General features: G+C 52.4%; 23 protein-coding genes and 1 pseudogene. 17 read left to right on the forward strand and 7 right to left on the reverse strand.

What is annotated here, in order from left to right; genetic code table 11:
* From cysT to PAEVO_RS23925, 3 genes are all read left to right on the forward strand, one after another.
* Window positions 1–849 (forward strand): sulfate ABC transporter permease subunit CysT, encoded by an 849-nt coding sequence (gene cysT / locus PAEVO_RS23915; RefSeq protein ID WP_100540012.1) that lies wholly within the window; start codon window positions 1–3, stop codon window positions 847–849.
* Between the two features lie 12 nt (window positions 850–861).
* A complete protein-coding gene (gene cysW, locus PAEVO_RS23920; protein ID WP_100540013.1) occupies window positions 862–1,728 on the forward strand; it encodes a sulfate ABC transporter permease subunit CysW in 867 nt (288 codons plus the stop codon).
* Between the two features lie 146 nt (window positions 1,729–1,874).
* Complete coding sequence (locus PAEVO_RS23925; RefSeq protein ID WP_100540014.1) at window positions 1,875–2,096, forward strand: YezD family protein; 222 nt, start codon at window positions 1,875–1,877, stop codon at window positions 2,094–2,096.
* Between the two features lie 297 nt (window positions 2,097–2,393).
* Here the strand turns inward: PAEVO_RS23925 and PAEVO_RS23930 are convergent, their stop codons facing one another.
* Window positions 2,394–3,305 (reverse strand): hypothetical protein, encoded by a 912-nt coding sequence (locus PAEVO_RS23930; protein ID WP_100540015.1) that lies wholly within the window; start codon window positions 3,303–3,305, stop codon window positions 2,394–2,396.
* A 149-nt stretch (window positions 3,306–3,454) separates the two neighbouring features.
* Here PAEVO_RS23930 and PAEVO_RS23935 point away from each other — a divergent pair, with 149 nt between their 5' ends.
* Window positions 3,455–4,438: an alpha/beta fold hydrolase gene (locus tag PAEVO_RS23935; RefSeq protein WP_100540016.1), complete on the forward strand. Its 984-nt coding sequence runs from the start codon at window positions 3,455–3,457 to the stop codon at window positions 4,436–4,438.
* 21 nt (window positions 4,439–4,459) lie between these two features.
* On the forward strand, window positions 4,460–5,212 hold the full coding sequence (locus PAEVO_RS23940; protein WP_100540017.1) for a MerR family transcriptional regulator: 753 nt from the start codon (window positions 4,460–4,462) through the stop codon (window positions 5,210–5,212).
* 384 nt (window positions 5,213–5,596) lie between these two features.
* On the opposite strand, the gene PAEVO_RS23945 is transcribed toward PAEVO_RS23940, so the two are convergent.
* Window positions 5,597–6,490 carry a hypothetical protein gene (locus PAEVO_RS23945; protein ID WP_100540018.1) on the reverse strand — a complete coding sequence of 298 codons (894 nt, stop codon included), beginning with the start codon at window positions 6,488–6,490 and terminating at the stop codon, window positions 5,597–5,599.
* Window positions 6,491–6,851: 361 nt separating this feature from the next.
* Here PAEVO_RS23945 and PAEVO_RS23950 point away from each other — a divergent pair, with 361 nt between their 5' ends.
* Together PAEVO_RS23950 and PAEVO_RS23955 are read left to right on the forward strand one after the other, a co-directional pair.
* Window positions 6,852–7,484 carry an NAD(P)-dependent oxidoreductase gene (locus tag PAEVO_RS23950; RefSeq protein WP_100540019.1) on the forward strand — a complete coding sequence of 211 codons (633 nt, stop codon included), beginning with the start codon at window positions 6,852–6,854 and terminating at the stop codon, window positions 7,482–7,484.
* A gap of 66 nt (window positions 7,485–7,550) precedes the next feature.
* Window positions 7,551–9,299 carry an NAD(P)H-hydrate dehydratase gene (locus PAEVO_RS23955; RefSeq protein ID WP_100540020.1) on the forward strand — a complete coding sequence of 583 codons (1,749 nt, stop codon included), beginning with the start codon at window positions 7,551–7,553 and terminating at the stop codon, window positions 9,297–9,299.
* 65 nt (window positions 9,300–9,364) lie between these two features.
* Here the strand turns inward: PAEVO_RS23955 and PAEVO_RS23960 are convergent, their stop codons facing one another.
* Window positions 9,365–9,820 carry a hypothetical protein gene (locus tag PAEVO_RS23960; RefSeq protein ID WP_100540021.1) on the reverse strand — a complete coding sequence of 152 codons (456 nt, stop codon included), beginning with the start codon at window positions 9,818–9,820 and terminating at the stop codon, window positions 9,365–9,367.
* 56 nt (window positions 9,821–9,876) lie between these two features.
* Window positions 9,877–10,785 carry an SDR family oxidoreductase gene (locus tag PAEVO_RS23965; RefSeq protein WP_100540022.1) on the reverse strand — a complete coding sequence of 303 codons (909 nt, stop codon included), beginning with the start codon at window positions 10,783–10,785 and terminating at the stop codon, window positions 9,877–9,879.
* A 666-nt stretch (window positions 10,786–11,451) separates the two neighbouring features.
* Here PAEVO_RS23965 and ssuE point away from each other — a divergent pair.
* On the forward strand, window positions 11,452–11,997 hold the full coding sequence (ssuE, locus tag PAEVO_RS23970; RefSeq protein ID WP_100540023.1) for an NADPH-dependent FMN reductase: 546 nt from the start codon (window positions 11,452–11,454) through the stop codon (window positions 11,995–11,997).
* A 58-nt stretch (window positions 11,998–12,055) separates the two neighbouring features.
* Window positions 12,056–12,646 carry a P-loop nucleotide/nucleoside kinase family protein gene (locus PAEVO_RS23975; protein WP_100540252.1) on the forward strand — a complete coding sequence of 197 codons (591 nt, stop codon included), beginning with the start codon at window positions 12,056–12,058 and terminating at the stop codon, window positions 12,644–12,646.
* 63 nt (window positions 12,647–12,709) lie between these two features.
* On the opposite strand, the gene PAEVO_RS34940 is transcribed toward PAEVO_RS23975, so the two are convergent.
* Both PAEVO_RS34940 and PAEVO_RS34945 read right to left on the reverse strand, forming a co-directional pair.
* Window positions 12,710–13,963 carry a hypothetical protein gene (locus tag PAEVO_RS34940; protein WP_481856504.1) on the reverse strand — a complete coding sequence of 418 codons (1,254 nt, stop codon included), beginning with the start codon at window positions 13,961–13,963 and terminating at the stop codon, window positions 12,710–12,712.
* Window positions 13,964–13,981: 18 nt separating this feature from the next.
* Window positions 13,982–15,306: pseudogene (locus PAEVO_RS34945) on the reverse strand (choice-of-anchor A family protein); the annotation flags it as partial.
* A gap of 83 nt (window positions 15,307–15,389) precedes the next feature.
* Between PAEVO_RS34945 and PAEVO_RS23990 the strand changes: the two are divergent.
* The 8 genes from PAEVO_RS23990 (at window position 15,390) to PAEVO_RS24015 (ending at window position 22,320) form a co-directional block, all read left to right on the forward strand.
* A complete protein-coding gene (locus tag PAEVO_RS23990) occupies window positions 15,390–16,703 on the forward strand; it encodes a glycosyltransferase (RefSeq protein WP_100540026.1) in 1,314 nt (437 codons plus the stop codon).
* Between the two features lie 160 nt (window positions 16,704–16,863).
* Window positions 16,864–17,607 (forward strand): AAA family ATPase, encoded by a 744-nt coding sequence (locus tag PAEVO_RS23995; protein ID WP_100540027.1) that lies wholly within the window; start codon window positions 16,864–16,866, stop codon window positions 17,605–17,607.
* 324 nt (window positions 17,608–17,931) lie between these two features.
* The gene (locus tag PAEVO_RS24000) at window positions 17,932–18,345 is read left to right on the forward strand and encodes a MarR family winged helix-turn-helix transcriptional regulator (RefSeq protein WP_100540028.1); all 414 of its coding nucleotides are present in this window, start codon (window positions 17,932–17,934) and stop codon (window positions 18,343–18,345) included.
* Between the two features lie 82 nt (window positions 18,346–18,427).
* The gene (locus PAEVO_RS24005) at window positions 18,428–19,846 is read left to right on the forward strand and encodes an MDR family MFS transporter (RefSeq protein WP_100540029.1); all 1,419 of its coding nucleotides are present in this window, start codon (window positions 18,428–18,430) and stop codon (window positions 19,844–19,846) included.
* 17 nt (window positions 19,847–19,863) lie between these two features.
* Complete coding sequence (locus PAEVO_RS33960; protein WP_165789744.1) at window positions 19,864–20,010, forward strand: hypothetical protein; 147 nt, start codon at window positions 19,864–19,866, stop codon at window positions 20,008–20,010.
* A 143-nt stretch (window positions 20,011–20,153) separates the two neighbouring features.
* The gene (locus PAEVO_RS24010) at window positions 20,154–20,951 is read left to right on the forward strand and encodes a DUF817 domain-containing protein (RefSeq protein ID WP_100540030.1); all 798 of its coding nucleotides are present in this window, start codon (window positions 20,154–20,156) and stop codon (window positions 20,949–20,951) included.
* A gap of 159 nt (window positions 20,952–21,110) precedes the next feature.
* Window positions 21,111–21,245, forward strand: coding sequence for a hypothetical protein (locus PAEVO_RS34710; RefSeq protein WP_256720505.1), 135 nt, complete (start codon window positions 21,111–21,113; stop codon window positions 21,243–21,245).
* 133 nt (window positions 21,246–21,378) lie between these two features.
* Window positions 21,379–22,320 carry a GNAT family N-acetyltransferase gene (locus PAEVO_RS24015; protein ID WP_100540031.1) on the forward strand — a complete coding sequence of 314 codons (942 nt, stop codon included), beginning with the start codon at window positions 21,379–21,381 and terminating at the stop codon, window positions 22,318–22,320.
* A gap of 115 nt (window positions 22,321–22,435) precedes the next feature.
* On the opposite strand, the gene PAEVO_RS24020 is transcribed toward PAEVO_RS24015, so the two are convergent.
* Window positions 22,436–23,467 carry a ribonucleotide-diphosphate reductase subunit beta gene (locus PAEVO_RS24020; RefSeq protein ID WP_100540032.1) on the reverse strand — a complete coding sequence of 344 codons (1,032 nt, stop codon included), beginning with the start codon at window positions 23,465–23,467 and terminating at the stop codon, window positions 22,436–22,438.
* Window positions 23,468–24,109: the final 642 nt, after the last annotated feature.

Genomic DNA, 24,109 nt, shown 5'->3' on the forward strand with positions numbered 1-24,109 from the left:
ATGGCAGTACTCCCCGTACAGAAGCAACGCAGAAATCATCGCAGCGTGCTCCCGGGATTTGGAATCGGCATGGGACTGACCGTCCTTTATATGAGTTTGGTTGTGATCGTGCCGCTGTCGGCGCTGCTTCTCAATCAAACCGGACTAACCTGGGGGAAGTTCTGGTCGGTTGCAACCGATCCGAGGGTGCTGGCCTCCTACCGGGTTAGTCTGACAACAGCGGCGCTGGCCGCATTCGCGGATACGATACTGGGGCTGCTGCTGGCTTGGGTGCTGGTGCGGTATGATTTCCCCGGGAAAAAGTTGTGGGATGCCCTGATCGATCTGCCCTTCGCGCTGCCAACGGCCGTGGCGGGGGTGGCTTTAACCGCGATTTATTCCGCTAATGGCTGGATCGGGTCGCTGCTGGAGCCGCTGGGGATTAAGGCGGCATTCTCTCCCTTAGGCATCACGCTGGCCCTCATGTTCATCGGCATACCGTTCGTCGTGCGGACGGTACAGCCGGTTCTGGAGGACGCGGAGCGGGATACGGAAGAGGCGGCTGCCACGCTAGGGGCAGGCCGATGGCGAACGTTTTGCACCATCATTCTGCCGACCCTGATTCCGCCGCTGTTGACCGGATTTGCGCTCGCTTTTGCCCGGGGGATCGGAGAATACGGCTCCGTCGTCTTCATATCGGGGAATATGCCGATGAAGACGGAGATTGCGCCGCTGCTGATCATGACGAAGCTGGAGCAGTTTGATTATGCCGGCGCGACGGCGGTTGCCCTGATCCTGCTGCTCATCTCTTTCGGACTGCTGCTCGGCATCAATATTTTACAACATTGGACGCGGAAAACCGCGCGTTAAGGAGGGGATACCATGGCTGGAACTGTACCCGCTGCCGTCCCTGCAGCGAAACGAAACACGCCGTCCTCTCCGGCTGCAGCGGAGAAGCCGTGGGTGAAATGGACATTCATTAGTTTGGCTGGGCTTGTGCTGCTGTGGCTTATAGTGCTGCCTCTGGTTACGGTGATGTCCGAAGCGCTTAAGAAGGGATGGGACGTCTATCTAGCAGCCTTATCCGATCCTGATGCTCTATCTGCGCTTCAGCTGACTTTACTGGTGGCGGCCATTGCGGTACCGCTGAATTCGATATTCGGCGTCATCGCGGCATGGACCATAACGAAGTTCCGCTTCAAAGGCAAAAATCTGCTGATTACGCTGCTGGATTTACCGTTCGCGGTATCGCCGGTCATCGGAGGTTTAATCTTCGTGCTGATCTTCGGTCGGCAGGGATGGTTTGGCCCTTGGCTTGAAAGCCATGATATCAAGATTATTTTTGCCGTGCCCGGCATTGTTCTGGCTACGTTATTTGTCACGTTTCCCTTTGTGGCCAAGGAATTGATTCCACTGATGGAAGACCAAGGGACGAAGGAAGAGGAGGCGGCAGTAACACTGGGCGCCAAGGGCTGGCAAATCTTCTGGAGGGTCACCCTGCCCAATATCAAGTGGGGGCTATTGTACGGCATCATTCTGTGCAACGCCAGAGCCATGGGCGAGTTTGGGGCGGTGTCCGTCGTATCCGGCCATATCCGCGGCGAGACCAATACGCTGCCCCTTCATGTCGAAATTTTGTACAATGAATATCAGTTTTCGGCATCGTTTGCGGTGGCCTCGTTATTGCTGTTATTAGCCGTCGTAACACTGCTTCTGAAACATTGGTTTACGCGAAAAAATGCCCATTGACAGTCGTTTCCAACCCATGCTAATGTTAATTCATACTATAAAGGTTGGAAAAGAATGAATAATGATCGTTTACCATTAGAATGTCACTTCGGCTTATGATGATGGAGTGAATATATTTGGGCTTTGCCCGGTGAGGAGGCGTATCCATGGCTAAACCATTAAAAGTGGATGAAATGTGGCTCGAACGCATAGCAAGCCTGCTGAACGACATGGAATTCGGTTCGCTGCAAATCGTAGTGCATGAGGGTCAGATCGTTCAGATGGAACGAACGGAGCGCAAGCGTTTCGAGAATACGGCCTCCGGAGCGGTCAAGACGTCAGGACCGCCCCGGGCATCCGGCCAACAGCGAAGAACGAATGCAAGATGATTCCATATGGTTATCGAGTACCGAGATAAGACTTCCGTCGATGCCTTGAAGTGCACCTTATCCAGTAGACTTCGGAAAAACACCCTGGAGTGTGAACCGATGTAGACTGAGGGAGTGCGCTTCAGCATTCATGCGGGAGTTCTTTTCTTTTTTTTGTATAAACACAGGGATACGGCATTTAAGAGCGTAATATCGGATAATGACGACCTCCCGCACAAGGATCGCGATGATAAAAAAACAGCCCGGCCGTTCAAGTCGGCACGGGCTGTATCTCGTAATATTCATGTCGCTGCTATCTTATCTGGACCGCAGAGGGCTGTTGCCGATCTCCGGCTCGCCTGTGCCTGTTGTTTCGCTTAGAGGATCGTGGTCTCCCGTAGGATGAAGGAATTGCTCCATTAGCTCCGGGTGACCGGCATAGGGCCGCTCACGCCGCTGGCGGGTGGCCGTCACCCGGAAACCCGCCAGATACAACAAGCATTGGGTAGCCAAAACGTAAGGCGAGGCTTCGTTCCAGATCAGATTAAACAGGGCCGAAGCCACAATCAGCAGATGCAGCACGGTATAGATAACGCCATGCGTTCTTCTTCTGGAATCCATCAACAGTCGGTAGAAAGAGATCGTGGCAATCATGTTGGAGAGCCATAGACACCATACTTCAGGGCTTGTCCAGGTAGAGGATTGCCTTAGTTCTTGGACAAGAAGCGTCGTCCATAGGATCGCGGCACCCAGTGAAAGGGCAGGTACGGCAGGTTTCAAGAGCAGCCACAATCCCATACCCCAACCGGGTTTCTCGAGCCGCCCAACCAGTTCGTCGCGCTCCTTCATAAGTCTGTGGATCTCGCGGTCCAGCAGCTTGTGAAGCGTTGTGAGTCTGGATTCATCGCGATCGCTTAGAAAGGTATCAATCTGTTCGTGGAGCTCCCGAGTCAACAGATCAGCGGATTTGCATTCCTGCAGAAGCCGGATCAGCAGATCCTCAGGGACAGCCGTTCGGGTCGGTCGATTGATAAGGGTTCCCAGAGGCCCAGCCAGTCTGGTGTAAATCGTCAAGGACTGACGAATGCGAGCAAGTGAATCCTTGCGTGCACCCAATAGCCGGGATGCACTGTATATGTACAGGCCCGAAAATACCGCAGTGGCAAGAAGCACGGCCACGAGCGTGTCCAGTGAGCCAAAGATATCAACCATCCATTCCGTAAGGGACAAGCGGATCCCTCCTTCTATATTCTACCTTTCACTATTGCACAACAAGGGAGGGATTTCAAGCCGATTCGGTAACAGACAGCTATAGAGCGCATGGGGGGTTGCGTATAACGTTACGTCATATCTTATAGTCGCCTTAGGAGGGGATTGAAGTGAAACGAAGAAAAGGATGGGTGATCTTGGGTAGCATTCTCATTGCGATGCTAGCTATACTGACGGTAATAGGCTTTCTATTCAGAGATGACGGGTCGTTAAGCGGTTTTGTTACAGAGGATGGGCGGAAGGAATATGCGGCAGCTTATGAAGAGGCGATGAGTCACTTACCAGAACCGGTTGAATCGATTCAGGTTCATACCGATTATGGCGTGGTGCAGCTCTACAAGTTCCAGGGGAGCGATACACCACATGAAACACCCTTGTTGCTGCTTCCCGGAAAAGGATCTGCTACTCCTATGTGGGAGGCCAATCTAAGCGGCTTTCTAGAACACCGGCCTGTATACACCGTTGATTTGATAGGAGAGCCGGGTTTAAGCATGGAAATCAGACGGATTGAAACCGCTGCGGACCAAGCAGCATGGTTAGGGCAAGTATTGGATCAACTGCCGGAATCAGAGATCCACCTATTAGGGCTGTCGTTTGGCGGGTGGAGTGCGGCGAATCTGGCGCTCAAGCATCCGGAGAAGATTCACTCGCTCATATTGCTGGACCCTGTCTATGTGTTCGGCCCCATTCCATTGAAAATGATACTGGCATCCATTCCGGCGACGGTGCCCATGGTGCCCAAACCGATCCGGGAGAAAATGCTCAGCTATATATCCGGCGGGGCTGAAGTCGATGACAGCGACCCGACCGCTAAATTAATCGAAACCGGGATGCGGACATTCAAGAGCAAGCTGCCCATGCCGGAAGCCATCCAGCCGGAACAATTAGCTGAACTGACGATACCGGTGCTCGGTATTTTAGCTGGGCAATCGACGATGCACCATGCTGAAAAGTCGTATCGAACAGGGATGGATGCCCTGAAAGATCCTAATAGCGAGATGGTCGTATTTGAAGATGCCTCGCATGCAATTAACGGGGAATACCCTAAAGAGTTACTGGAAACGATAGAAGCTTTTTTAGCGAAAGTCGAGTAAGGGACAGGAAGGGATGGGCTCATGGGAAAAAAATATTCCGTAAAAGAAATCAGTCAATTGTCGGGTATAACTCCACGAACCATTCAGTATTACGATAATGAAGGCATTCTTAAGGCGGAGCGAGATGAGCTGGGACATAGAGTATATTATGATAAACAGTTGTATGTACTTGAACAGATTATGTTCTATAGAGCCATCGGTTTCTCTTTAAGCAAGATCAAAGAACAACTGATCGTGGGGACCGAGGAGCAGGATATCGAGAACATTCTAGATTACCAGGTATCGGTCCTTTATTCACAGAAAGAGAGCATCCAAGCCAAGCTTGACGGATTGCATGTGGCAAAAGAAATGATGAAAGAAGGGTACAACATACCCTGGGAGCTGTTAGCCCATCTCATGCGTTCGTTGAATGAGGTCGATATGTCGGCTTGGAAAGAATACGAATTTTCGGAGGAAGACTCGCGGCTATTTCAAAAAGTATTTAATTCTGAGCAGGCGGCCTTGGATTTTTACAATACGTTCAGAAAAATATCGCTGCAAGCTGCAGCTTATAAGGCCTCAAACGTTCCCATCGAGTCCCGTTTAGCCAGGGCCTTAGCCCAAGAATGGCAGCAGATGGTTCAACGTGTGACCCATGGCGACGAACGGATTCTTGCTGCCTTTTTAGCGGTCGATAACAATCGGGAGCAATGGAACGCTGGGGAGCGTCAGCTTGTAATGGAAGCAGAACAATATTTGCAAGACGTCTTAAAGCACTATGTTGATCGTAAATGAGCTGCATGTTGCCCGGGTTCTACTTCCAGGCAGGAAGCTTGATCGTATTTTACTGTTTATATGACAAATCGGTTTTTCTCTTGGTAAACAATGTTTCCTCGAGGTAACATAAAAAGGCCGAGCCGCATATAGTATATGAAGAAGCCAGCGAAACGAAGGAGGGGCCTGGGGATGGAAGTGCAGGTGAAAAAGGCGCCGCTTCAGCGCGCGAAATTGACGGTCGGTTATGTACTGCTTCTCATGTTGACGGTTTGAAAGGGATCAGGATGTTTACCCGATGGAGAGGATAAGTTCCTTCATCAAAACATAAAAGATGGCGCCAGAGAGGAAACACCCTCTTGAAACGCCATCTTTTTTTAATGACATAATGTAAGGATCGCAATGTTACCGATCGGAGTCATGCAGTGCCTTCCAGTATCTGTAGTCATGAATGGCAAACCCGGAGAACGAAGGGTGCTTCTCTGCTTTAGTACATACCTTGGACAGTTGTTCTTCCATATAGGACGTGCCTTCCTCAAAAAAGGTAATGTAAGCTCCCTCATTGCTCGATTTGGTCTCTACGGCAATCAGAGCTTCCTTGCCAAGTTCATCGGCTTCCTTAAGCTCGGCAGCAGCAACGTTATAAATGTTATCTGCTTGATCGCGATAGGCCATAATGACGACCTGGTCGAACTGCTGGATCATCCACCGGCTGATTGACATCGACTGGTCCGGCAGCTGGTAGCCGTGCAGCCAGAATGTCATGTCGGAACCGATGGGCAGATTCAGTGTGTGCGCTTCATGGACCAGATAGCGGACGCTCGCTTGCCATTGCTTGACCAAGGAGGCCTGGTTTGTTTTCCACTCGCTCAGCACATGCGGCTCGATATCGACATGAATGCCGGTGAAGCGCTCATTCGGTGCAGCGGAAGCCTGATATTCAGCGGTCCATTGAATGAAAGTCTCCAATCGGTGACGCTCCGTTTCCAGCGCCCAGTTAGGCGCGCCGCCAAGGATATGAACCTCAATCCCCTGTTTGCCTGCTTGGCGGATAAAGCTGCGGTAATATTCGGGCCGGACATCGCGGTTCATCTGCAGATAGAGTACATTGACGCCTTGATTGGCGGCAAAATCAAGAATGTCGTCAGCCGAATCTTGAATCTGCGGCGTATCCCAGAACCAGGTTGCCTTCTGGCGGGATTCGGCTGTAGCCGCATCAGGCTGAAGGGAGAGGCTGCTTAGCAGCAGCAGACTGCCTGCGAGACAAAGGGCCAGCCAGCGGACGTATTTTTTTTTCATTGTATGGATAATCTCCTTTACATTTCGATTACGTCATAGAAAAACGACAAATTCCAGCAAACACACAACCTTAGTAATGCGAATTAAGTCATTATGCAAGATATATATTCGTAAAAATGCATCTATGTATTCTATCGGTGAAAATAATTTAGTGATACATAGGTCTAAAGATCTATTATTTTGAGGAAAAATGAACGAGTGGAGTTTGAAGAGGTCTGCATGGGGATAAGTAAATAGGAGGTGCGACAGCCCGAACGGCTATAGACGGCACCAGGTGTTTATAATACTACTTAAGATTCAAGAAGAGCCATTCATCACCAGGGGTGATGTAGTATAATTTTTAAGCGAAGGAGCGATGAACATGAAGGTAGCATTAATTGGAGCAAGCGGAACGATCGGGAGACGAATGACGGAGGAAGCGCTGCGCCGGGGCCACGAAGTCACGGCGGTATTGCGAAATCCGGATCGATTGGATTCAGAGCATGAGCGTTTAAACAAAGTCAAAGCGGATGTCATGGATCCTTCATCATTAGAAGAGGCGATTCAAGGGCATGATGCCGTCATAAGCGCTTTCGGTCCAAAGTTCGGCCGGGAAGAGGAACTCGTTGCAGCCGCACGGACGATTGTGGAGGGAACGAGACGCGGCGGCGTAACCCGTCTGTTGATCGTTGGCGGCGCTGGCAGCTTGATCGCCGACAGCGGCGTACCGCTTATGGATACCCCGGAATTTCCGGAGGAGATCAGGCCGCTTGCCCGTGCGCATGCGGATGCTTACGATCTGTACAAGGAAAGCGATCTGGATTGGACGTATGTCAGTCCGGCGGCCATCATCGAGCCAGGGAAACGTACCGGACAGTTCCGGATCGGCATGGATCGACTGGTGACCGACGAGAGCGGAAGCAGCCGAATTTCGGTTGAGGATTTCGCGGTAGCTGTGATTGATGAGCTGGATGATCCGCAGTTTATTCAGTCCCGTTTTACCGTTGCTTATTAATCGACAGGCATCCTGAGTCGCCAGAGTGTTTGCGTAGGATATATCGAAGCAAAGGGGAGAGCTTGGATGTATGTTGTGACGTCTGAACAGATGAGGGCACTCGACAACCATACGATTCATCAAATCGGCATCCCGGCGATTGCGCTGATGGAAAATGCGGGTAAAGCGATTGCCGAGGAAGTCCTGAAGTTATGCCTTGAGCGTGTTAGAACGAGCCGTTCCCATTGCGCAGCAGCTGCTGGTACAGCAGGAAAGGCTCCGTCCTTCATGCCGGAGGACGAGCGGGGGGAACAGCGGCTATCCTTACCGGAGGATTCGGCAGCGGCGGAGGCTCGTACCTCCGGGAATGACCGCGCTCTGGAGATGAGCCGCCCGTCGCCTGTCATCGACGGAGAGGCTCGGCTGCCCACCGCGCTGGCGGCGCGTGAGCACTGGCTCATTCTGGTGGGCAAGGGCAATAACGGCGGCGACGGGGTGGTCGCCGCCCGGCATTTGCGTGACGCCGGTATACGCGTCACGCTGCTCTATGCCGCTGAGCCGTCGGCGTTAGCCGGCGAGGCGGCGGTGCAGCGGGATGCCGCGGCAGCGCTCGGCATCCCGTCTCTGGTCCACGGCCGTGATGCCGTGGACTACGGCGCGTACACCGGCATCGTGGACGCGCTGCTCGGCACGGGCGCGACGGGCGCGCCCCGCGGCGCTTACGTCGCGCTGATCCAGGCCGCCAATGACAGCGGCCTGCCGATTGTGTCCGCGGATATTCCGAGCGGACTGGACGCCGATACCGGCGCGCGGCATGAGCCGTGCATCTTGGCCGCGGTGACGGTATGCCTCGCCTTCCTGAAGCGAGGCCTGGTGCAGTACCCCGGCGCCGAGGCGGCTGGCCGGGTCGTGGTCCGCTCCATCGGCATCCCGGCATCGCTGTGCCGGGAGCAGGGCGTCCGCACGCATCTGCTCACCCCGCATGTCCTTCGGACCGAGCTGGGTGCGGACGTATCGCGCCACCGCTCGCCGGACGGACATAAGGGCACCTACGGTCACGTGCTGACCGTAGGGGGCAGCCGCACGATGAGCGGTGCAGGTCAACTCGCTTCCCGGGCAGCGCTTCGCGCCGGCTGCGGCCTGGTGACCTGGGCGCTCCCTGCAAGCCTGGTGCTGCCGCTGAGCGGAGCCGCACCCGAGGTGATGCTCGCCCCCGCCACAGGCGAAGAGAGCGGCGGCTACTGGGATGAGGCCTCTGCGGAGCAGGTGCTGGAACTTGCCAAAACCCGCGATGTGCTGGCCGTAGGTCCGGGACTAGGCCGTTTTGAAGGAGATGCCAGATGGCTCCGCCGGTTGTGGGAAGAATGGGAAGGGCCGCTGGTGGTGGATGCCGATGCGCTGAATATGCTGTCCGCCGCCGGTGATTTCGGCACCTGGAAGCCGCGCGGTGCGGCAACGGTCCTGACCCCGCATCCGGGGGAGATGTCCCGGCTGTTGGGTATTCCGACCGCCGAGCTGCAGCGGGACCGGATCGGTGCCGCCGCAGGATTCGCGACCGAGCACGGAGTTACCCTCGTGCTCAAGGGGGCGCATACCGTCGTGGCTTCGCCGGACGGACAAGCCTACATCAACACCACCGGTACCTCCGGCATGGCGACCGGAGGCACCGGGGACGTACTGACCGGCATCATTGCCAGCCTGCTGGCGCAAGGATATGCCGGTCCGTCTGCAGCCGCGCTTGGCGTGTGGCTGCACGGCCGTGCCGGCGAACGGGCCGCGCGGCACCGGGGACATCCCGCCTCGGTCATCGCCGGGGATGTCATCGAAGCGCTTTGAAGCAAAGAGCAAGGGCCCTCATCGGAGGGCCCTTTTTTCATGGAAGAAAGCTATAGGCTCTTGCATCAGATCACCCAGCACAACAGGGGAACGGCCAAGGCAAAGAACGGGGTGGCCAGAGAATTGCTGGAGAACGTATGCTTCCCCCACAAGAAGATCAGCAGTGTTAAGGCTCCCGCTGCTGCGCGAAGCCAGAGCTGCTCCGGATTCCCGCCTGTAAATAAGGCAAAGAACAGAAAACCGACCGCTCCGTACACGGCGGCTTGTTTACCCTTATGCAGGGAAGGCAAAAACGAGAGAATGGCATCTGCCGCAAGAGACGCGGTCAGCGCGTAACCGTATACCCAATGCTCTTGCGGCAGATAGAGGCCTAACCATTCCGAAGCTCGATCAGCGCCGGGAGGCCACACCCAATCGAGCAGGCTCAGCAGCAGCACAACGACGCCGGCGCTGGCCAGCTTGTTTAATGCATAAAATCCCATGTCCATCCGGCCGGACCGTTTGGGAAATCCCGTGTTCATGGTACACATCCTCTGCTTGTTATTCGTAGCTTTTAAGAACGCTTGTGGCACCGCTCTTAACTGGTTACCATCTGTCCCCCGTTGACGTGAATAGCCTGACCCGTGACAAAAGAGGAACAGATGGACGAGGCCAAGTAAACATAGGCGGGTGCCAGCTCATAGGGTTGTGCGGCCCGTTTCATGGGTGAATCCGTTCCGAATACGGCTACCTCTTCGGCAGGGAAGCTGGATGGGATGAGCGGCGTCCAGACCGAGCCGGGAGCGACGGAGTTGACGCGGATGCCTTGATCGACGAGCGAAAGGGCCAGGGATCGGGTAAGGGAAACGATGGCGCCTTTGGTTGATGAATAGTCGATGAGTTCCTTAAATCCCTCATAGGCGGTAATGGAGGCCGTGTTAATGATCGACGCCCCGGATTTCATGTGGGGCAGCGCAGCCTGGATCATGAAGAAGAAGGGAAAGATATTCGTTTGATAGGTGTGATGCAGCTGTTCCTCCGTGATGTCCAAGATGCTGCGCTGTACATATTGGACGGCATGGTTGTTCACGAGAACATCCAGCTTGCCGAAGCGGGCGATCGTCTCGTTTACCACGGCTTCGCAGTTCTTTTTGTATCGCAGGTCGATCTTCATTAAGAGGCAGCGTCTGCCGAGCGACTCAATCCGTTGCTTCGTCACTTCCGCATCCGAAGTCTCATATAAGTATGGGATGACCAGATCGGCACCTTCCTTGGCAAAAGCAATGGCCGCCGCTTTGCCGATGCCGCTGTCCCCTCCGGTGACAATGGCGATTTTGCCATCCAGTTTACCGCTGCCCCGGTAGGCGGGATCCTCGCTGATCGGACGCGGCGACATCAGGCTTTCAAGACCGGGCTGGCAGTTTTGATGCTGGGGAGGGAAAGCGATGGGCTGTTCCTTGCATTCGGTTTTGGAGCCTACGTATGGAATGGGCTGCTGGGGATTCATTTCATTCCTCCTTTGGTGTACAGGGTGTTTTCGTTAAACGCCGATGCTTTATCTCTATGCATTCGCCCAGTCGGGGGTGCCGTTTATGATCAGAATAGGAGAAAGGTCGTGCGTAAACGCGCGGGTTACAGATTTTCCACGCTCTTTTTGAGTGAATGTGGTAAAATACTTCCAATTGCAGCGCATGACCAAGGGATGACGGTCACCGGACAAAACCCGTCAAACGTTCGAATTCCGCCTGTGGGCAGGCCGTATTTTTACATACGGGGGTTATTGGGAATGGATGAGGAAGAGGGGCGGTAATACCGCCAGTACGCGAAGCCCTGAGCCGCTGCGAAATCCAGTATTCGGACACTCAACCCGGTTGAGGCGCTAAGTGTAATGGTTCACGAAAGGCTAAGGTTCAATTGCGGTGTGGCTGCATTGACAAAAGCGCGAACACATTGATACGATGATACTAATTCTGACAAGTTTGCTCTGATTTATATTGGTTAACGTTGGATTTAAGAGCGACTGCTTACAGAAGACTTTGCCATACCTTGTAAAGTTTTTTTATCTACAGATGCAGGCTATGGCCGTCTGACTCTAAGCCGAGAGGACCTTACATAGCGATCTTATGGAATGGATGAGATGGCAACACTATAAGATAAGCCGAGGTGAATGATTATGGCGAAAGCTGTTATTATTAACGGGAGTCCCACAGCCGGATCCCGATTGAATGCGGTTATGGATTTTGCGGAGCAAGCATTGACGGCTGCGAATTTCGAGGTTAGCCGGATCGATGTGGCCGGACTCCCGCCTGAGGATTTGATTCATACCAAGTTTGAGAGTGAGCATATTGTCAAAGCGAACGGGCTTGTGGCCGAGGCCGATGCCGTGATTGTGGCAAGTCCGGTTTATAAAGCTTCGTTTACCGGTGTTCTGAAAACATTTTTAGACCTGATTCCGCAAAAAGGATTGGCCGGCAAAATTGTGCTTCCGATGTTCATCGGCGGCAGTCTCGCACATCTGCTGGCGATTGATTATTCGCTCAAGCCCGTGCTTTCTTCGATTGGGGCCCGTCATATTCTGGGCGGTGTGTACGCGGTGGATGCCCAAGTGGCCCGTACCGAGGATGGCGGATTTGATGTAGCGGAAGTGCTTCAGGAACGCTTGACCTCCGCGATGGAGGAATTAATTGAAGAAACCCGTTACCGGACAGAACGTGTTTAAGGACAAGAGTGAACGGCAGGGATATGGAAGCGATAGAGATCATATGGAGGGATACCATTTGCAAAAGCTAGTGTTTTTTGTCGGCGTGGCCGGTACAGGCAAGACTACCGTAGCCAAGAAGCTTGCAGTCCGCATACCGGCTGCATTTCTCGACCGTGATACGGTGGGGGGACGCTTTGTTGAGAAGTTCCTGGAAAGTAACGGACTGGATCCGAACGATCGCGACTCTTCCTTCTATAAAGAGAACCTGCGCGATCTGGAATATGATACGACCAAGGACATTTGCATCGAGAACCTGGGTGCCGGACAAAATGTTTTTATGATCTCGCCGTTCACGGCGGAGCTCAAGAACCGCGAATGGATTGAAGAAGTCATCGCATCGGCAGGGTTAACGAAGAACGACGTAGACGTGAAGGTCATTGTGGTCGCGCTCAAGGACATGGATTTGCAGAAGGAACGGATTATTGACAGACAGACCGAGCGGGATCAGTGGAAGCTGGATCATTGGGACGACTTCAAGAAGCGCGTCGATTTCGTTCCGGAAGTGAACTGGGACATTCCGCAAGGCTCGATTAAGGTTTTTGATAACAGCGGTACACTTACCGATGAAAAAGTGGAAGAATTGTATCAGTTTATCGTAAGCGAATAATATGTTCCGCACAAAAAAACGGCGGCTTCACCGACTAATGTGGTGAAGCCGCCGTTTTCGGTTTTATTCCTCTTGTTCAGGTTCCGTCCGGACCATCTTCTGATTGGATATAAAGGCGCCGGGTATACATTTGCCGTCAAAAATAAATTCGAAGAACGCGGCGGCCTGATTCACGATCCGGTTTGCATCCGGGTCATATTGGACCCGAACCCGGAAGGAGACCGTTGTCACGGATCCTGGGGCCAGCGTACCCAAAAATACGGCGATTCTGGGATCCGGCTGCGGGACGCCGTTCAGCCTCAGGCTGCCTGATACAAATTGGGCGGCATCCGAAATCGTATCGAACAAGAAAACATTTCGGGCCGCAAGAGAGGACGAGCGATTGCGCACCACGATGCTGTACTCGTATATTTCCCCGACGTTGACCAGGGATGCAGTTGCCTGCTTGGCGACTTGGATGATATTTCCTGTTGCTGTGGTTTGGACTTTATTACGGACGGGATTAGACCTGAAGTTGATGACAGACACGCGATTTGGGTTCTTGACAAATTCGGCCCGGACCCTAGACGTATTGAGTAAATATTTTCCCTGACTAACGATGCAGTCAAACCGGATTTCGATGCCTTGGTTTGGGGAAATCGAGCCTGCCTGAATACCGGCCCGGGGATCAGCGCGAAGGCGAAGCTCCCGGCCGACCACAACCGTTCCCGGAATGAATTCATATCCGGAAGGCAGCACATCCGTGAGGATGGTGTCTCCTGAAACAGTGGAGCTCAGATTGACGATAACGATACTAAAAGTAACCCGCTGCAGTACAACAACATCATCTGCATTCACGCTTTTAACAACAGTCAACTGTTCATCCTTTTCAAAACGAAGCTTTCCGATAATATCATGCGTCTGGATGATGTCGGAAGAGTTGCCGCCAAGGACCGGCAGAGTGAACCCAAGCCTTGGCGCAATCGTAATCCCAGGGATAACCGGGGGGAGCGGCAGCGCCGTATCGCCATCCGGCAGGACAACAGGACCGCTGGTTTGGTTTTCACCAGGCAAAGGTGTAAAGCCAGGGCGGATCACCGGAGATACCGGAAGAAGCTGGCCGGGGGCAGGCGAGACGCCGGGCGGTCCGGTCAGGGACCGTTGAAACGGGCTGCAGGTTGGAGGCAGAGAGCCCTGGGGGAAAGAAATGATGCTGCCGGAGTTCAGAATGTGTCCGTCCTCCGGAATGGAGACCACTATGGCTTTGAAGCAAATTTCAATCGTTTGTCTAGGCGAAAGGGCCCCCAGAAGAATCTCCTGAATTTCAAGTCTTGGCATATGCTTTCCATTGATGCTTACACTGCCGAGCAGGAAGAGCAAGGATGACGGCAGTACATCCGCGAGCACAGTTTCCACGGGTTCGCTGCTGTTATTGGTAACAATAATTCTAAATGTGATAATATCCCCGAGATGTACATGCTTTTTATCCGCTTCCTTGACCGCTGTTATAAGCGCGCTTGGTACAGCTGATGTCGTAGAAATGGTGGTAGTGGCCGGGACTCGGGTAGTCGTTGTGGTAGGTGTCGGTACAGTCGTGGTTGTTGTTGTGGTGGATGTTGTGACAGGAGTCGTGGTCGTGGTTGTTGTCGTTGTCGTGGGAGCAGGCGCGGTCGTTGAGGTAGTGGATGTCGTGACAGGAGTCGTGGATGTGGTTGTGCTCGCGGTTGTCGTCGTTGTCGTCGTTGGAGATGGTGTGGTTGTTGTAGTCTCTGTTGTGGTTGTTGTACTGGTCGATGTCGTGGTGGTTGTTGTTGGGGTAGGTCCGACTTCCGGTAGGCATCCGGTAAAAATTACGTTATGTTCCTCCAGGCTTCCGGTCAGGTTAGTGAGCGAGGTTGCAATGATGGTACCGTCAATATTGCCGAATCCGCGGGCTTCCCAGTTGGCATATGGAGCCAGCACCGAACCGGATATCGTCAGGTTCTGGTTAAAGGCAGTAGTGGCCTGAAAAAGGTTCCACACAATCAGCGTGGAGTCCTCTCGAGTGGCGGCGGTCCCGTTCCGGAAAATCTGGTAGCTTCCGAAGCCTACGTTTTCTCCTCCCACATTAATGAGAATGGTGGAACCGGAAGGAGCGACGATTTGGACCCCGTTGGCTGTATCCAGTCTAAGACCGCTGCCGTCCACGTTATTACCGTTGAAGGTAAAAACATTCAGGAGAGGATCTTCACCGGTGAGCAAAATTTGTCCAAAATTATTGGCTACCGTGCCGTTTGGAGCAACAGCTCCCAGGTTAAGCGACAACTCGGCTAATTGACGCTGGGCCAGAGCAAAATCAAAATCGGGGTGCCGCGAAGCGGCTGACCGGTTACACCGTTGTTATTCGTCATAGTGTAATTAATTATGGTACTGGTCGGGTATATAATGGTATTTCCTGAAAAATTGGCGCCACGGGTAATGTCGATATTCCCTTGTACGATTAAATCCGCTCGGGCTGTGGACACCTCCAATCTGTCGCCTATTCCATAGTCGACATAAGTCGCGTTCCCTCCGACCGCAACTCTTCCTTCGGAATCTACGCTAAATTGAGTATGGTCGCCAAATACGAAAACATTGAAATCGTTGGCGATGCCTAAATTTCCACAAGCGATGACGATCTCCTCCCTTTCCAAAGCCTTCATACTCAATTTACTTCACAAACAGCGGTTCTATGCCGAATAGACGTCAGCGTAATGTAATTAAAAAGGCTGCTGGAGGTCTTAACGTGAATATTGCGGTGTTAACAATGTTTAACGGTTTGGCAAAGACCTACTCCCTTGTGCATGTCGTCGAGGAGCAACTGGCCATGATGCTGGATGAGGACGACCTCCATATTCGGATGCTGGTTAGCGAGGATTGTCCGGATCATGAGCGGAACGGGATATTTGCAGATCCTCGGATCGAGTGGGTGAAGGTGACCAACCGGTACCAGGGAAAGCTCATCCATTGGAAGGATTACGCCGGATCCTGCGGAGAGGTGCATGACACCTTTTTCGGAGAGGCTCATGCGATAGCAGATGATCTTGTGCGCAAGCTGAGGGGCATGGATGTTTGTATCATGCATGATATTTTGTATCAGGGCTGGCATCTGGTACATAACATAGCTGTTCGGCGGGCGCAGCTGGAGCTGCCGGGTCTTCGTTTTATTGCGGTTACCCATTCCCTCCCAGAAGCGAGGCCGTTCCGAACCGAATGGCCCTTTTCAGCTCGATATTCACCCATGCCAAATACGACTTGGGTCTATCCGACCGAGTCAGGCCTTCGGGCGCTGGCGCAGCAGTACAACATCTCCGAGGCGAATTGCCGGGCCGTTCATAACAGCTTCAATCCTCTGGCGGAAGGAAGTGCAGACCTGCTGACGCTTTCTCGCAGAGTTGATCTATTTACATCGGACGTTCTGATCGTTTATCCGGGGAGGCTGACGCCGGGCAAACAGTTCGAGAAGGCTGCGGCGTTAGCCGGCACCATACGAAGTATGAGCGGTCTGTCGGTCCAGTTGCTCTTCTGCGACTTTCCTTCCCTGGACATTCCACCGGCAACCTACAAAGCGATAATTAGAGAGCAGGGAAAGAGCCGGGGCCTATTGGATGGTGACATCGTTTTTACTTCAGACGAGGGGTGGCCGGGCGGTTATCCTCACCATGCCGTTATGGAACTGTTCGGGCTCAGCAATCTGTTCATTTGCAGCTCCTATTCAGAATCATTCGGATTGATTGTATTGGAGGCGGCAAGCCGTGGCAATCTGATTGTGCTGAATGAGGCGGTTCCGGCTTTGAAGGAGCTGGGGGCCTCACTTGGCGCTTATTTTATGCGTTGGAATGCAAGGAACTTCGGTTATGACACGAGGGAAAGTTACGAGCCCTCTGAGGAGGCTTATCTGAAGGATCATGCGTCAGTCATAGTAGAAAAACTGAAAAGTAACCCGGTCCTTGCAGCCAAAACCGCCGTACGCCAGCGGTATCATCCCAAGTGGGTGTGGAAGCAACAACTGGAGCCTTTGTTGAGAGAGGGCCGGGCCCCGAGAGATGAGACCCTATAACAGCGGAATCATGATTGGCCCAAGCCGTACGGGCTTGGCGGGCGTTTTTAAATAGAGGTGGATACGGTTTAGAAAGCCCCTTTGCTGTCTGTTTGGTTAACTCCCGGTTTGCCGTTATAATGGTGAAAATGGTATAGACGGGCGAGGGGAGAGATTGAATATGGTTGACGTCGGACTCCATGCTTATTTGAGATCGGTTTATTTGCAAAAGGAACGTGTGCCTTCCTTTCAGGAATACCCCTTTAATTTGCCGGCCGTAGCAGCTATGGACGGCCTTCATTTTCATCCGAAAGTTACTTATATTGTAGGCGAGAATGGTATGGGCAAATCCACACTGCTGGAGGGGATTGCCGCGGCCCTCGGGTTTAATCCGGAAGGAGGCACCATCAATTTCTCTTTTTCTACGGCGGAGACGCATTCTGTGCTGTATCAATATATCCGTACGGTTCGAGGAGTCCGGAAGCCGCGGGACGGCTTCTTTTTCAGGGCGGAAAGCTATTATAATGTGGCCTCCGAGGTCGATTCGCTGGGGCTTTGGCAGTCCTATGGCGGAAAGTCGCTGCATCATCAATCCCACGGGGAATCCTTCTTTGCGACGTTTCTGCACCGCTTCGTCGGCAAGGGGCTTTATATCATGGACGAGCCGGAAGCGGCGTTGTCCCCGTTTCGCCAAATGGCGCTGCTCAGACGCATCCATGACCTGGTCCAGGAAGACTCGCAGTTTATTATTTCCACGCATTCGCCGATTGTCATGGCCTATCCGGATTCCGTCATCTACAAGCTGACTTCCGAAGGGGTGGAAGAGTCGAGCTTGGAGGAAACGGATCATTATATGATCACGAAGGAATTTGTGAATCGCCGGGAAGCGATGCTTCATGAATTGTTTGCAGACGATGAGGATTAGCCATAATATAAGGGTTCCGAAGGCATAAGCTGCTTACGGGGCCCTTTTTTGTATAGCGGAGGATTTAGATTAGGTGAATCCTTTTAGAGGACATACCTTGAGGGGACGTTTCTGAAAGGTGTTTTCTTAATGGATTAAAGCAGCTGGATTCCCTGTCATAAACTTTGAATAATCTAAGTAATTCGACGATAAATCATGAATTAAGCAGGGGATCGGGAAATGAAAACGTGAAAATGGTGTTTACAAGTTAGAATCATTGAACTAAAATAGAAGCCGAGGTGAAATGCCCTGAAGAACGGAAGCGAAGCAAGCGTGGAGAGACTCATGGATATGTATCGTGAGTTATCGGATAAAATGACGAGGCATCGGGTCGTATCCTTTTTGAGTCACTTGAGAAAGAACGATTTAACGATGAATCAGTATAAAATCTTAAGTTTGATCGAGCAGCAGGGTCCGCTGCTTCCCAACCGGTTGGCTGAGCTTATGGAGCTTAAGGCTGCAACGATCACGTATTTGGTGGACGCTCTGGGACAGCGGGGATTGGTGGTTCGAACGCCAAATCCCAGTGATGGACGAAGCCACTATGTCAATCTTACGGCAGAAGGCCGGCAGCTTGTGCTCGATGCGCGCAGCGAGGGGGATTATGCCGTCATGGAATCCTTTAAGCAGTTGGATGAGGATGAGGCGGATAACCTATACATTTTATTGCGATTGCTTGGCAAAAAATTATTTCCATAACCTAAGACCATGCTCTTTCGAATCCCGCCTCCAGCTCTGTTAACCAGATCCGGGCGGGATTACTTTGTTTAGGAGGCTTCATGTGAATACACAAGATAAATCTTCATTTTGGCTTATTATGAGCGCTATCTTTTTCGGTAATTTTCTGGCGGTGCTCAGCATCACCACCATTAACGTGGCCTTTCCGGTGGTAATGGAGCAGTTCGATGCCACGCTGAGCACCACCCAATGGCTGATGGCCGGGTATCTGCTGGCAACGGGGATTGTGGCTCCTATCGTAGGTTACATGGGGGACCAGCTCAGTTATAAGAGGCTGTTTGTCCTCGCATTAATGGGTTTTACGCTCTCGTCGCTATTATGCGTCGTTGCTTGGAATATAGAGACCTTGATTGCGTTCCGGATTACGCAAGGCGTGTTCGGCGGGATGATTATCCCGATTACGATGACCATCATCTACCAGGTATTCCCCCGGGAGCGGCAAGCCTATGCCATGGGTCTATGGAGCCTGGCCTCCATGCTGGCACCGGTAATCGGACCGACACTTGGCGGATGGCTGGTGCAATATTTTGGATGGAAATCGATTTTCATTCTAAATATTCCGATCGGCCTGATCTCGATGGTCATCGTTAGCAAATTCATTCCATTTTACCGACTGACCGGGAAGAAGACATTCGATTTCCTCGGATTCTTGACGGTGGTGGCCGGCAGTACTCTTTTGCTGCTCTCCTTCAGCCATGGTAACGACTGGGGCTGGGGATCCTGGAAGACGCTGTCCCTGCTCCTTTCCGGCATCTTACTGCTGCTGTTCTTCATTAATTGGGAACTGCGGATTTCATCCCCGTTATTGCAGCTTAAAGTGTTTAAATTCCCCCGATTTCGGTACAGCTTAATCCTGAACTGCATCGTGACGATATCCCTGTATACGGGAACCTTGCTGGTGCCGCTCTATTTGCAGACCGTGCTGAAGCTGTCTCCGATGGATACCGGATTGATCATGCTGCCGGGCGCGATTGTCATGGCAGCTGCGTCGCCGATTATCGGAAAATTTTATGATCGGATCGGTCCGTTCCGGCTGGTGATCACGGGAGTTCTCATCATTGTGGCAGCCACGCTCGCTTTCAGCGGAATCGGCACCAACACGTCGGTTATGTACATTTCCTTGCTGCAGCTGGTTCGCTGCCTTGGCATAGCATTATGCAATATGCCGTTAACGAACGCAGCGATGAGCGCGGTGTCCAGCGAATATTCAGGTCACGCATCGTCCATCACGAACTGGGCCCGCCAAGGGCTCGCTTCGTTATCCATCGGCATATTCAGCGCGCTGGTGGTATCCAGAACGTCCTATTACATGGGCGCGGGGGCTTCGACCCAGCGTGCCGCGACAACGATGGGCATTGATGACGTGTTTATGATCGGAACGATGGTGGCGGTTATTGCCATACCTCTTACATTTTTGTTACGGGTCAAAAAGAAAAAATCGGCTCACCCTGTCGCGCTCTGATCCGGCGTTCGTCGGCCATGTGGAGAAGAGGATCCTTCGAGCTGTTGAAGCTTAGCGCAAGACAGGGTAACCCGAAAGGGATCAAGCGATTGGACGGGTTGGTTGAACTGCATCATTGGCGTTATGCGAAAACCCCAAGCATGGTCAAAAAGGACGTAAACTGATGAGAGAGCGGCTGAAGGGCTGCTCTCTTTTTTTGCTTTACGCCCGTCAATGGCTGGGACTAATTATGACAACGCTGTTCTTTTATTCCATTCGCGGTCTGTGGTAGGGTGAAGTATACGAATGCAGGTGGTAGGAGGAGCTTATGGAATTTATACGGAAGCTGTGGGTGTTCGGTTATCATCAGGCCTTGTCCTGCATATTTCCGGTTATGATCTTCGGCGCGCTGGGACTGACCAAGGTGGTTGAGATTCCGGGTTTGCCGCGGTATGACCTCATCCTTTTCATATGCGTCTTGGCCCAAATCGGGATGCTGGTGAGCAAGCTGGAGACATGGGATGAGCTGAAGGTCATCTGCGTCTTTCACGTCATCGGTTTGATGCTGGAGCTGTATAAAGTGCATATGGGCTCGTGGTCTTACCCGGAGGAGGGCTGGAGCAAAATTGGCGGGGTCCCGCTGTACAGCGGCTTCATGTACGCCAGTGTAGCCAGTTATATATGCCAGGCTTGGCGTCGAATGAATTTGCGCATTACCGGCTGGCCGCTGCCTGTGCTGACCGTGCTGATCAGCGCAGCGATCTATGCCAATTTCTTTACCCATCACTACGTGTGGGATGCACGCTGGCTTCTCACGGCACTGCTATTCGTGGTTTTCGGCAGAACCATGGTGTATTTTGACGTGGACGGAAAAACCTTGCGGATGCCGCTGGTGCTGTCGTTTCTGCTGATTGGCTTTTTCATCTGGATTGCTGAGAATATTTCCACATTTCTCGGAGCCTGGACTTATCCGGGTCAGGAGCGGACATGGAGTCTGGTGCATATCGGCAAAATCAGCTCGTGGTTTCTGCTGGTGGTGATCAGTGTCATCATTGTTGCCCAACTGAAGCATCTGAAGCAGGGCAGAGGACCGGCCAAAAACAATCCGAAGGGAACGGTCATGTGAATCCAGTTGGATTTGATCATTCATGCCAAATCATGTATCCTATGGTTCATTAGATTATGTAAAGCTAACGTTGCGACTCGAGCTGTAAGGCGAGCGATTTTTGCATGAACATAGATGTTTAGCATAGATGAACCGCGCGAAGCAGAAGGGGGTATTCACATGAAAAAAAGATCATTGGCGTCTTTGGCAAAAGGCATGGGATACTCCACCGCTGTTTTCTTTGATCCGTCCGATTATGGGAGAAGTGTGTCCAAAATCGGATATTCAGCGATCAAGGATCCTTCCATTCGGTGACCGAATGAGGATGCAGTGGAATTGAACACCACAGGTCGCTTGCTTGTGGTTGCATAGATCGGCATGTACACCACAGGTGCGCTGTGGTGTTTTTTTGCATTTCTAAATGATTCGAACAAAGGAGAGGTGTACCATGTTCATGCAAGGGAAACAGATTTATGTCAGGTCGGTAGAGGAATCGGATGTAGAGGCACTGCTGAAGCTTGAGCTGGATAACCGGGATTTTTTCCAACGGTTCACGGGCTTAAGAGGAGACGAATTCTACACCAGTGAAGGACAACTCGAACGGATTCGAAAGGCCCGGGAATCCAGCGAGGCGGATCAGGGGTATCTCTATGTGATTGGACTGCGGGACACCGGAGTGTTGATCGGCGAGATTATGCTGACCGAAGTGGTGCGGGGGAATCTGCAGAGCTGCTGGATCGGTTATTTTCTGGACCAAGACCATAACGGAAAGGGCTATATGACCGAGGCGGTTCAATTGGTAGTGAAGTTTGCCTTTCAGGAATTGAAGTTTCACCGGATTGAGGCCGGCGTGATGCCGCACAACCTGGGCTCGATCCAAGTGCTTTTGAAAGCCGGATTCCATAAGGAGGGCATTGCCAGGAAAAACGTAAAGATTAACGGAAAGTGGGAGGACCATCAGACGCTGGCTATTTTGAATGAAGCCGATGAGGAGCAGCCGTCTCCAATTCAGCGGTATAATCCGCCTGTTATCGCCCCGCCGATCGGGCCTTATACCCATGTAACCCAGGTTCCGAGAGGGGCCGGGCTGGTGGTCTTCTCCGGTCAGGTGGGAACCGATAGGGAAGGGAACTTGCCGGAAGATATGAAGCAGCAGGTGGAGAATACCTTGGCGAACATTGAGAGGTTATTGGCTGCGGAAGCGATGTCGGCGGATCATATCGTCAAAATCAACATTTGGGCGGCTCAGGAGGTCGACTGGGATCACTTCCACCAGGTATGGGAGAAATTCCACGGGGGGAAGGCGCCGGCCATGACGATGGCCTACGTGCCGGCACTGGCGATGCCGTCCATTCAGGTAGAGATCGAGGTATGGGCAGCCAAGGGGTAGCACTTATAAACCGTAAGTAAGAGAAATGGACTGTGGCCGATCATATGTAGTAATAAAAAAACCTCCGTGGATTCCTGTTAAGGGATCACGGAGGTTTGTGTTTATGGAGAGGAGCTTATAGATCGTCAAAACCGTTGTCGTCGCCAACTTTGCCGTAGTTACGGGATTTAGCTTCGAAGAAGTCGGTCTTCGTTGCGTTGAGGGCTTCATCGGAGAAAGGCTTGATCCACGGCATGCAGTTAACGTCCACGCCTTCGTAGGCTTTTTCCAGACCCATCATGGTGATGCGACGGTTTGCGATGTACTTGATGTAATCGCCCAATTCGTTCAGATCGATGCCGCGCACATTGCTGAGCGTGTAGTGGGCCCAGTTGGTTTCGAGCTCGACGGCACGGTCGATGGTGCGGTACAGGTAGTCGATGTTCTCTTTGGAGTTCAGCTCAGGGAAATCCTTGAGCAGCTGCTTGAACACTTCGGCGAAGAAGTAGCAGTGCTGGTTCTCATCACGCTGAATATAGGAGATCATCTGGCTGGTTGCCATCATCTTCTGGTCACGAGCCAAGTTGTAGAAGAAGGCAAACGTGCTGTAGAAGAAGATGCCTTCCAGGATCAGGTCCGCTACCATCGCTTCGAAGAAGGATTGCGGCGACGGATTGTCGCGGAAGTTCTGGTAAATGTTCGAGATGAACTGGTTGCGCTCCAGAAGTACCGGATCATGCTTCCAGTATTCAAAGATTTCCTTCTGCTCTTGCTCCGACACGATGGAGGAAAGAACATAGGAATAGGATTGGTTGTGAACCACCTCTTGCTGACCGATGATGGCTGAGATGGCTTCGAGCGACGAATCGGTGAAATAACGCTTCACGTCGCTTACAAACATCGTCTGCATGGAATCCAGAACAGCGAGCAGGGAGATGTTGATCTTGAAGGTGCGCTGCTCTTCAGGGTCCAGGCGGGGGAATTGCTGCGCATCCTTGGACATCGGAATCTCGTCTGCGATCCAGTGGTTCAGCAGCAGGACCTTATACAGCTTATACATATGAGGCATCCGAATGTCGTTCCAGTTCAAGATCCCGGAGCATTCACCTTCAATGACGCGAGTGGAGCGGTTGGGTGCTTCGGTGTTAAATATCTTTTGCATTTGCATGCCGATTTTCTCTCCTTGTATATCATGATAGGGCGGCGAATAGGCAAAGCTGAGGGACAATTCCCAGCATATTCACGGGACGGGTATCCATCTCCAGCCGCTTGTTGTCCGCCCTTTGCCTGAATGTATTTTTAAGGTTGCAAAGGACTCCCAAATGCGGACGTAAACTCTTCCGATTGGATACCCTTACCCTTGTAGTCTTCTATTTAGAAAGCTTATACACTCCTGCTATGCGGGGAACACCCGCATGCAGCCGTTTGATGCTTGTTTGCACCGCATGAGAAGCGATTCCCGAAGGGAGAGCGATCCACGCAGGCAGTAACTCAACAAAACGCACGAAGTAGCTCAGTAGTCCCGCACCGCATGAGAAGCGATTCTCAAGGGGAGAGCGATCCCAGCAGACAGCAGCTCAACCAAACGCATGAAGTAACACATGGTCCCTGCACCGCATGAGAAGCGATTCCCAAGGGGAGAGCGATCCCAGCAGACAGCAGCTCAACAAAACGCACGAAGTAACACATGGTCCCTGCACCGCATGAGAAGCGATTCCCAAGGGGAGAGCGATCCCAGCAGGCAGAAGCTCAACCAAACGCACGAAGTAACACATGGTCCCTGCACCGCATGAGAAGCGATTCCCAAGGG

Origin of the sequence: Paenibacillus sp. GM2FR (assembly GCF_002803325.1) — a bacterium.
Taxonomy (GTDB): domain Bacteria; phylum Bacillota; class Bacilli; order Paenibacillales; family Paenibacillaceae; genus Paenibacillus_AQ; species Paenibacillus_AQ lautus.

Bases quoted from the DNA above. Each gene is read 5' to 3' on its own strand.
- cysT (WP_100540012.1), top strand. From the start codon at position 1: ATGGCAGTACTCCCCGTACAGAAGCAACGCAGAAATCATCGCAGCGTG.
- cysW (WP_100540013.1), top strand. From the start codon at position 862: ATGGCTGGAACTGTACCCGCTGCCGTCCCTGCAGCGAAACGAAACACG.
- PAEVO_RS23925 (WP_100540014.1), top strand. From the start codon at position 1,875: ATGGCTAAACCATTAAAAGTGGATGAAATGTGGCTCGAACGCATAGCA.
- PAEVO_RS23940 (WP_100540017.1), top strand. From the start codon at position 4,460: ATGGGAAAAAAATATTCCGTAAAAGAAATCAGTCAATTGTCGGGTATA.
- PAEVO_RS23945 (WP_100540018.1), bottom strand. From the start codon at position 6,490: ATGAAAAAAAAATACGTCCGCTGGCTGGCCCTTTGTCTCGCAGGCAGT.
- PAEVO_RS23950 (WP_100540019.1), top strand. From the start codon at position 6,852: ATGAAGGTAGCATTAATTGGAGCAAGCGGAACGATCGGGAGACGAATG.
- PAEVO_RS23955 (WP_100540020.1), top strand. From the start codon at position 7,551: ATGTATGTTGTGACGTCTGAACAGATGAGGGCACTCGACAACCATACG.
- PAEVO_RS23960 (WP_100540021.1), bottom strand. From the start codon at position 9,820: ATGAACACGGGATTTCCCAAACGGTCCGGCCGGATGGACATGGGATTT.
- PAEVO_RS23965 (WP_100540022.1), bottom strand. From the start codon at position 10,785: ATGAATCCCCAGCAGCCCATTCCATACGTAGGCTCCAAAACCGAATGC.
- ssuE (WP_100540023.1), top strand. From the start codon at position 11,452: ATGGCGAAAGCTGTTATTATTAACGGGAGTCCCACAGCCGGATCCCGA.
- PAEVO_RS34940 (WP_481856504.1), bottom strand. From the start codon at position 13,963: ATGCCAAGACTTGAAATTCAGGAGATTCTTCTGGGGGCCCTTTCGCCT.
- PAEVO_RS23995 (WP_100540027.1), top strand. From the start codon at position 16,864: ATGGTTGACGTCGGACTCCATGCTTATTTGAGATCGGTTTATTTGCAA.
- PAEVO_RS24000 (WP_100540028.1), top strand. From the start codon at position 17,932: ATGGATATGTATCGTGAGTTATCGGATAAAATGACGAGGCATCGGGTC.
- PAEVO_RS33960 (WP_165789744.1), top strand. From the start codon at position 19,864: ATGTGGAGAAGAGGATCCTTCGAGCTGTTGAAGCTTAGCGCAAGACAG.
- PAEVO_RS24010 (WP_100540030.1), top strand. From the start codon at position 20,154: ATGGAATTTATACGGAAGCTGTGGGTGTTCGGTTATCATCAGGCCTTG.
- PAEVO_RS34710 (WP_256720505.1), top strand. From the start codon at position 21,111: ATGAAAAAAAGATCATTGGCGTCTTTGGCAAAAGGCATGGGATACTCC.
- PAEVO_RS24015 (WP_100540031.1), top strand. From the start codon at position 21,379: ATGTTCATGCAAGGGAAACAGATTTATGTCAGGTCGGTAGAGGAATCG.
- PAEVO_RS24020 (WP_100540032.1), bottom strand. From the start codon at position 23,467: ATGCAAATGCAAAAGATATTTAACACCGAAGCACCCAACCGCTCCACT.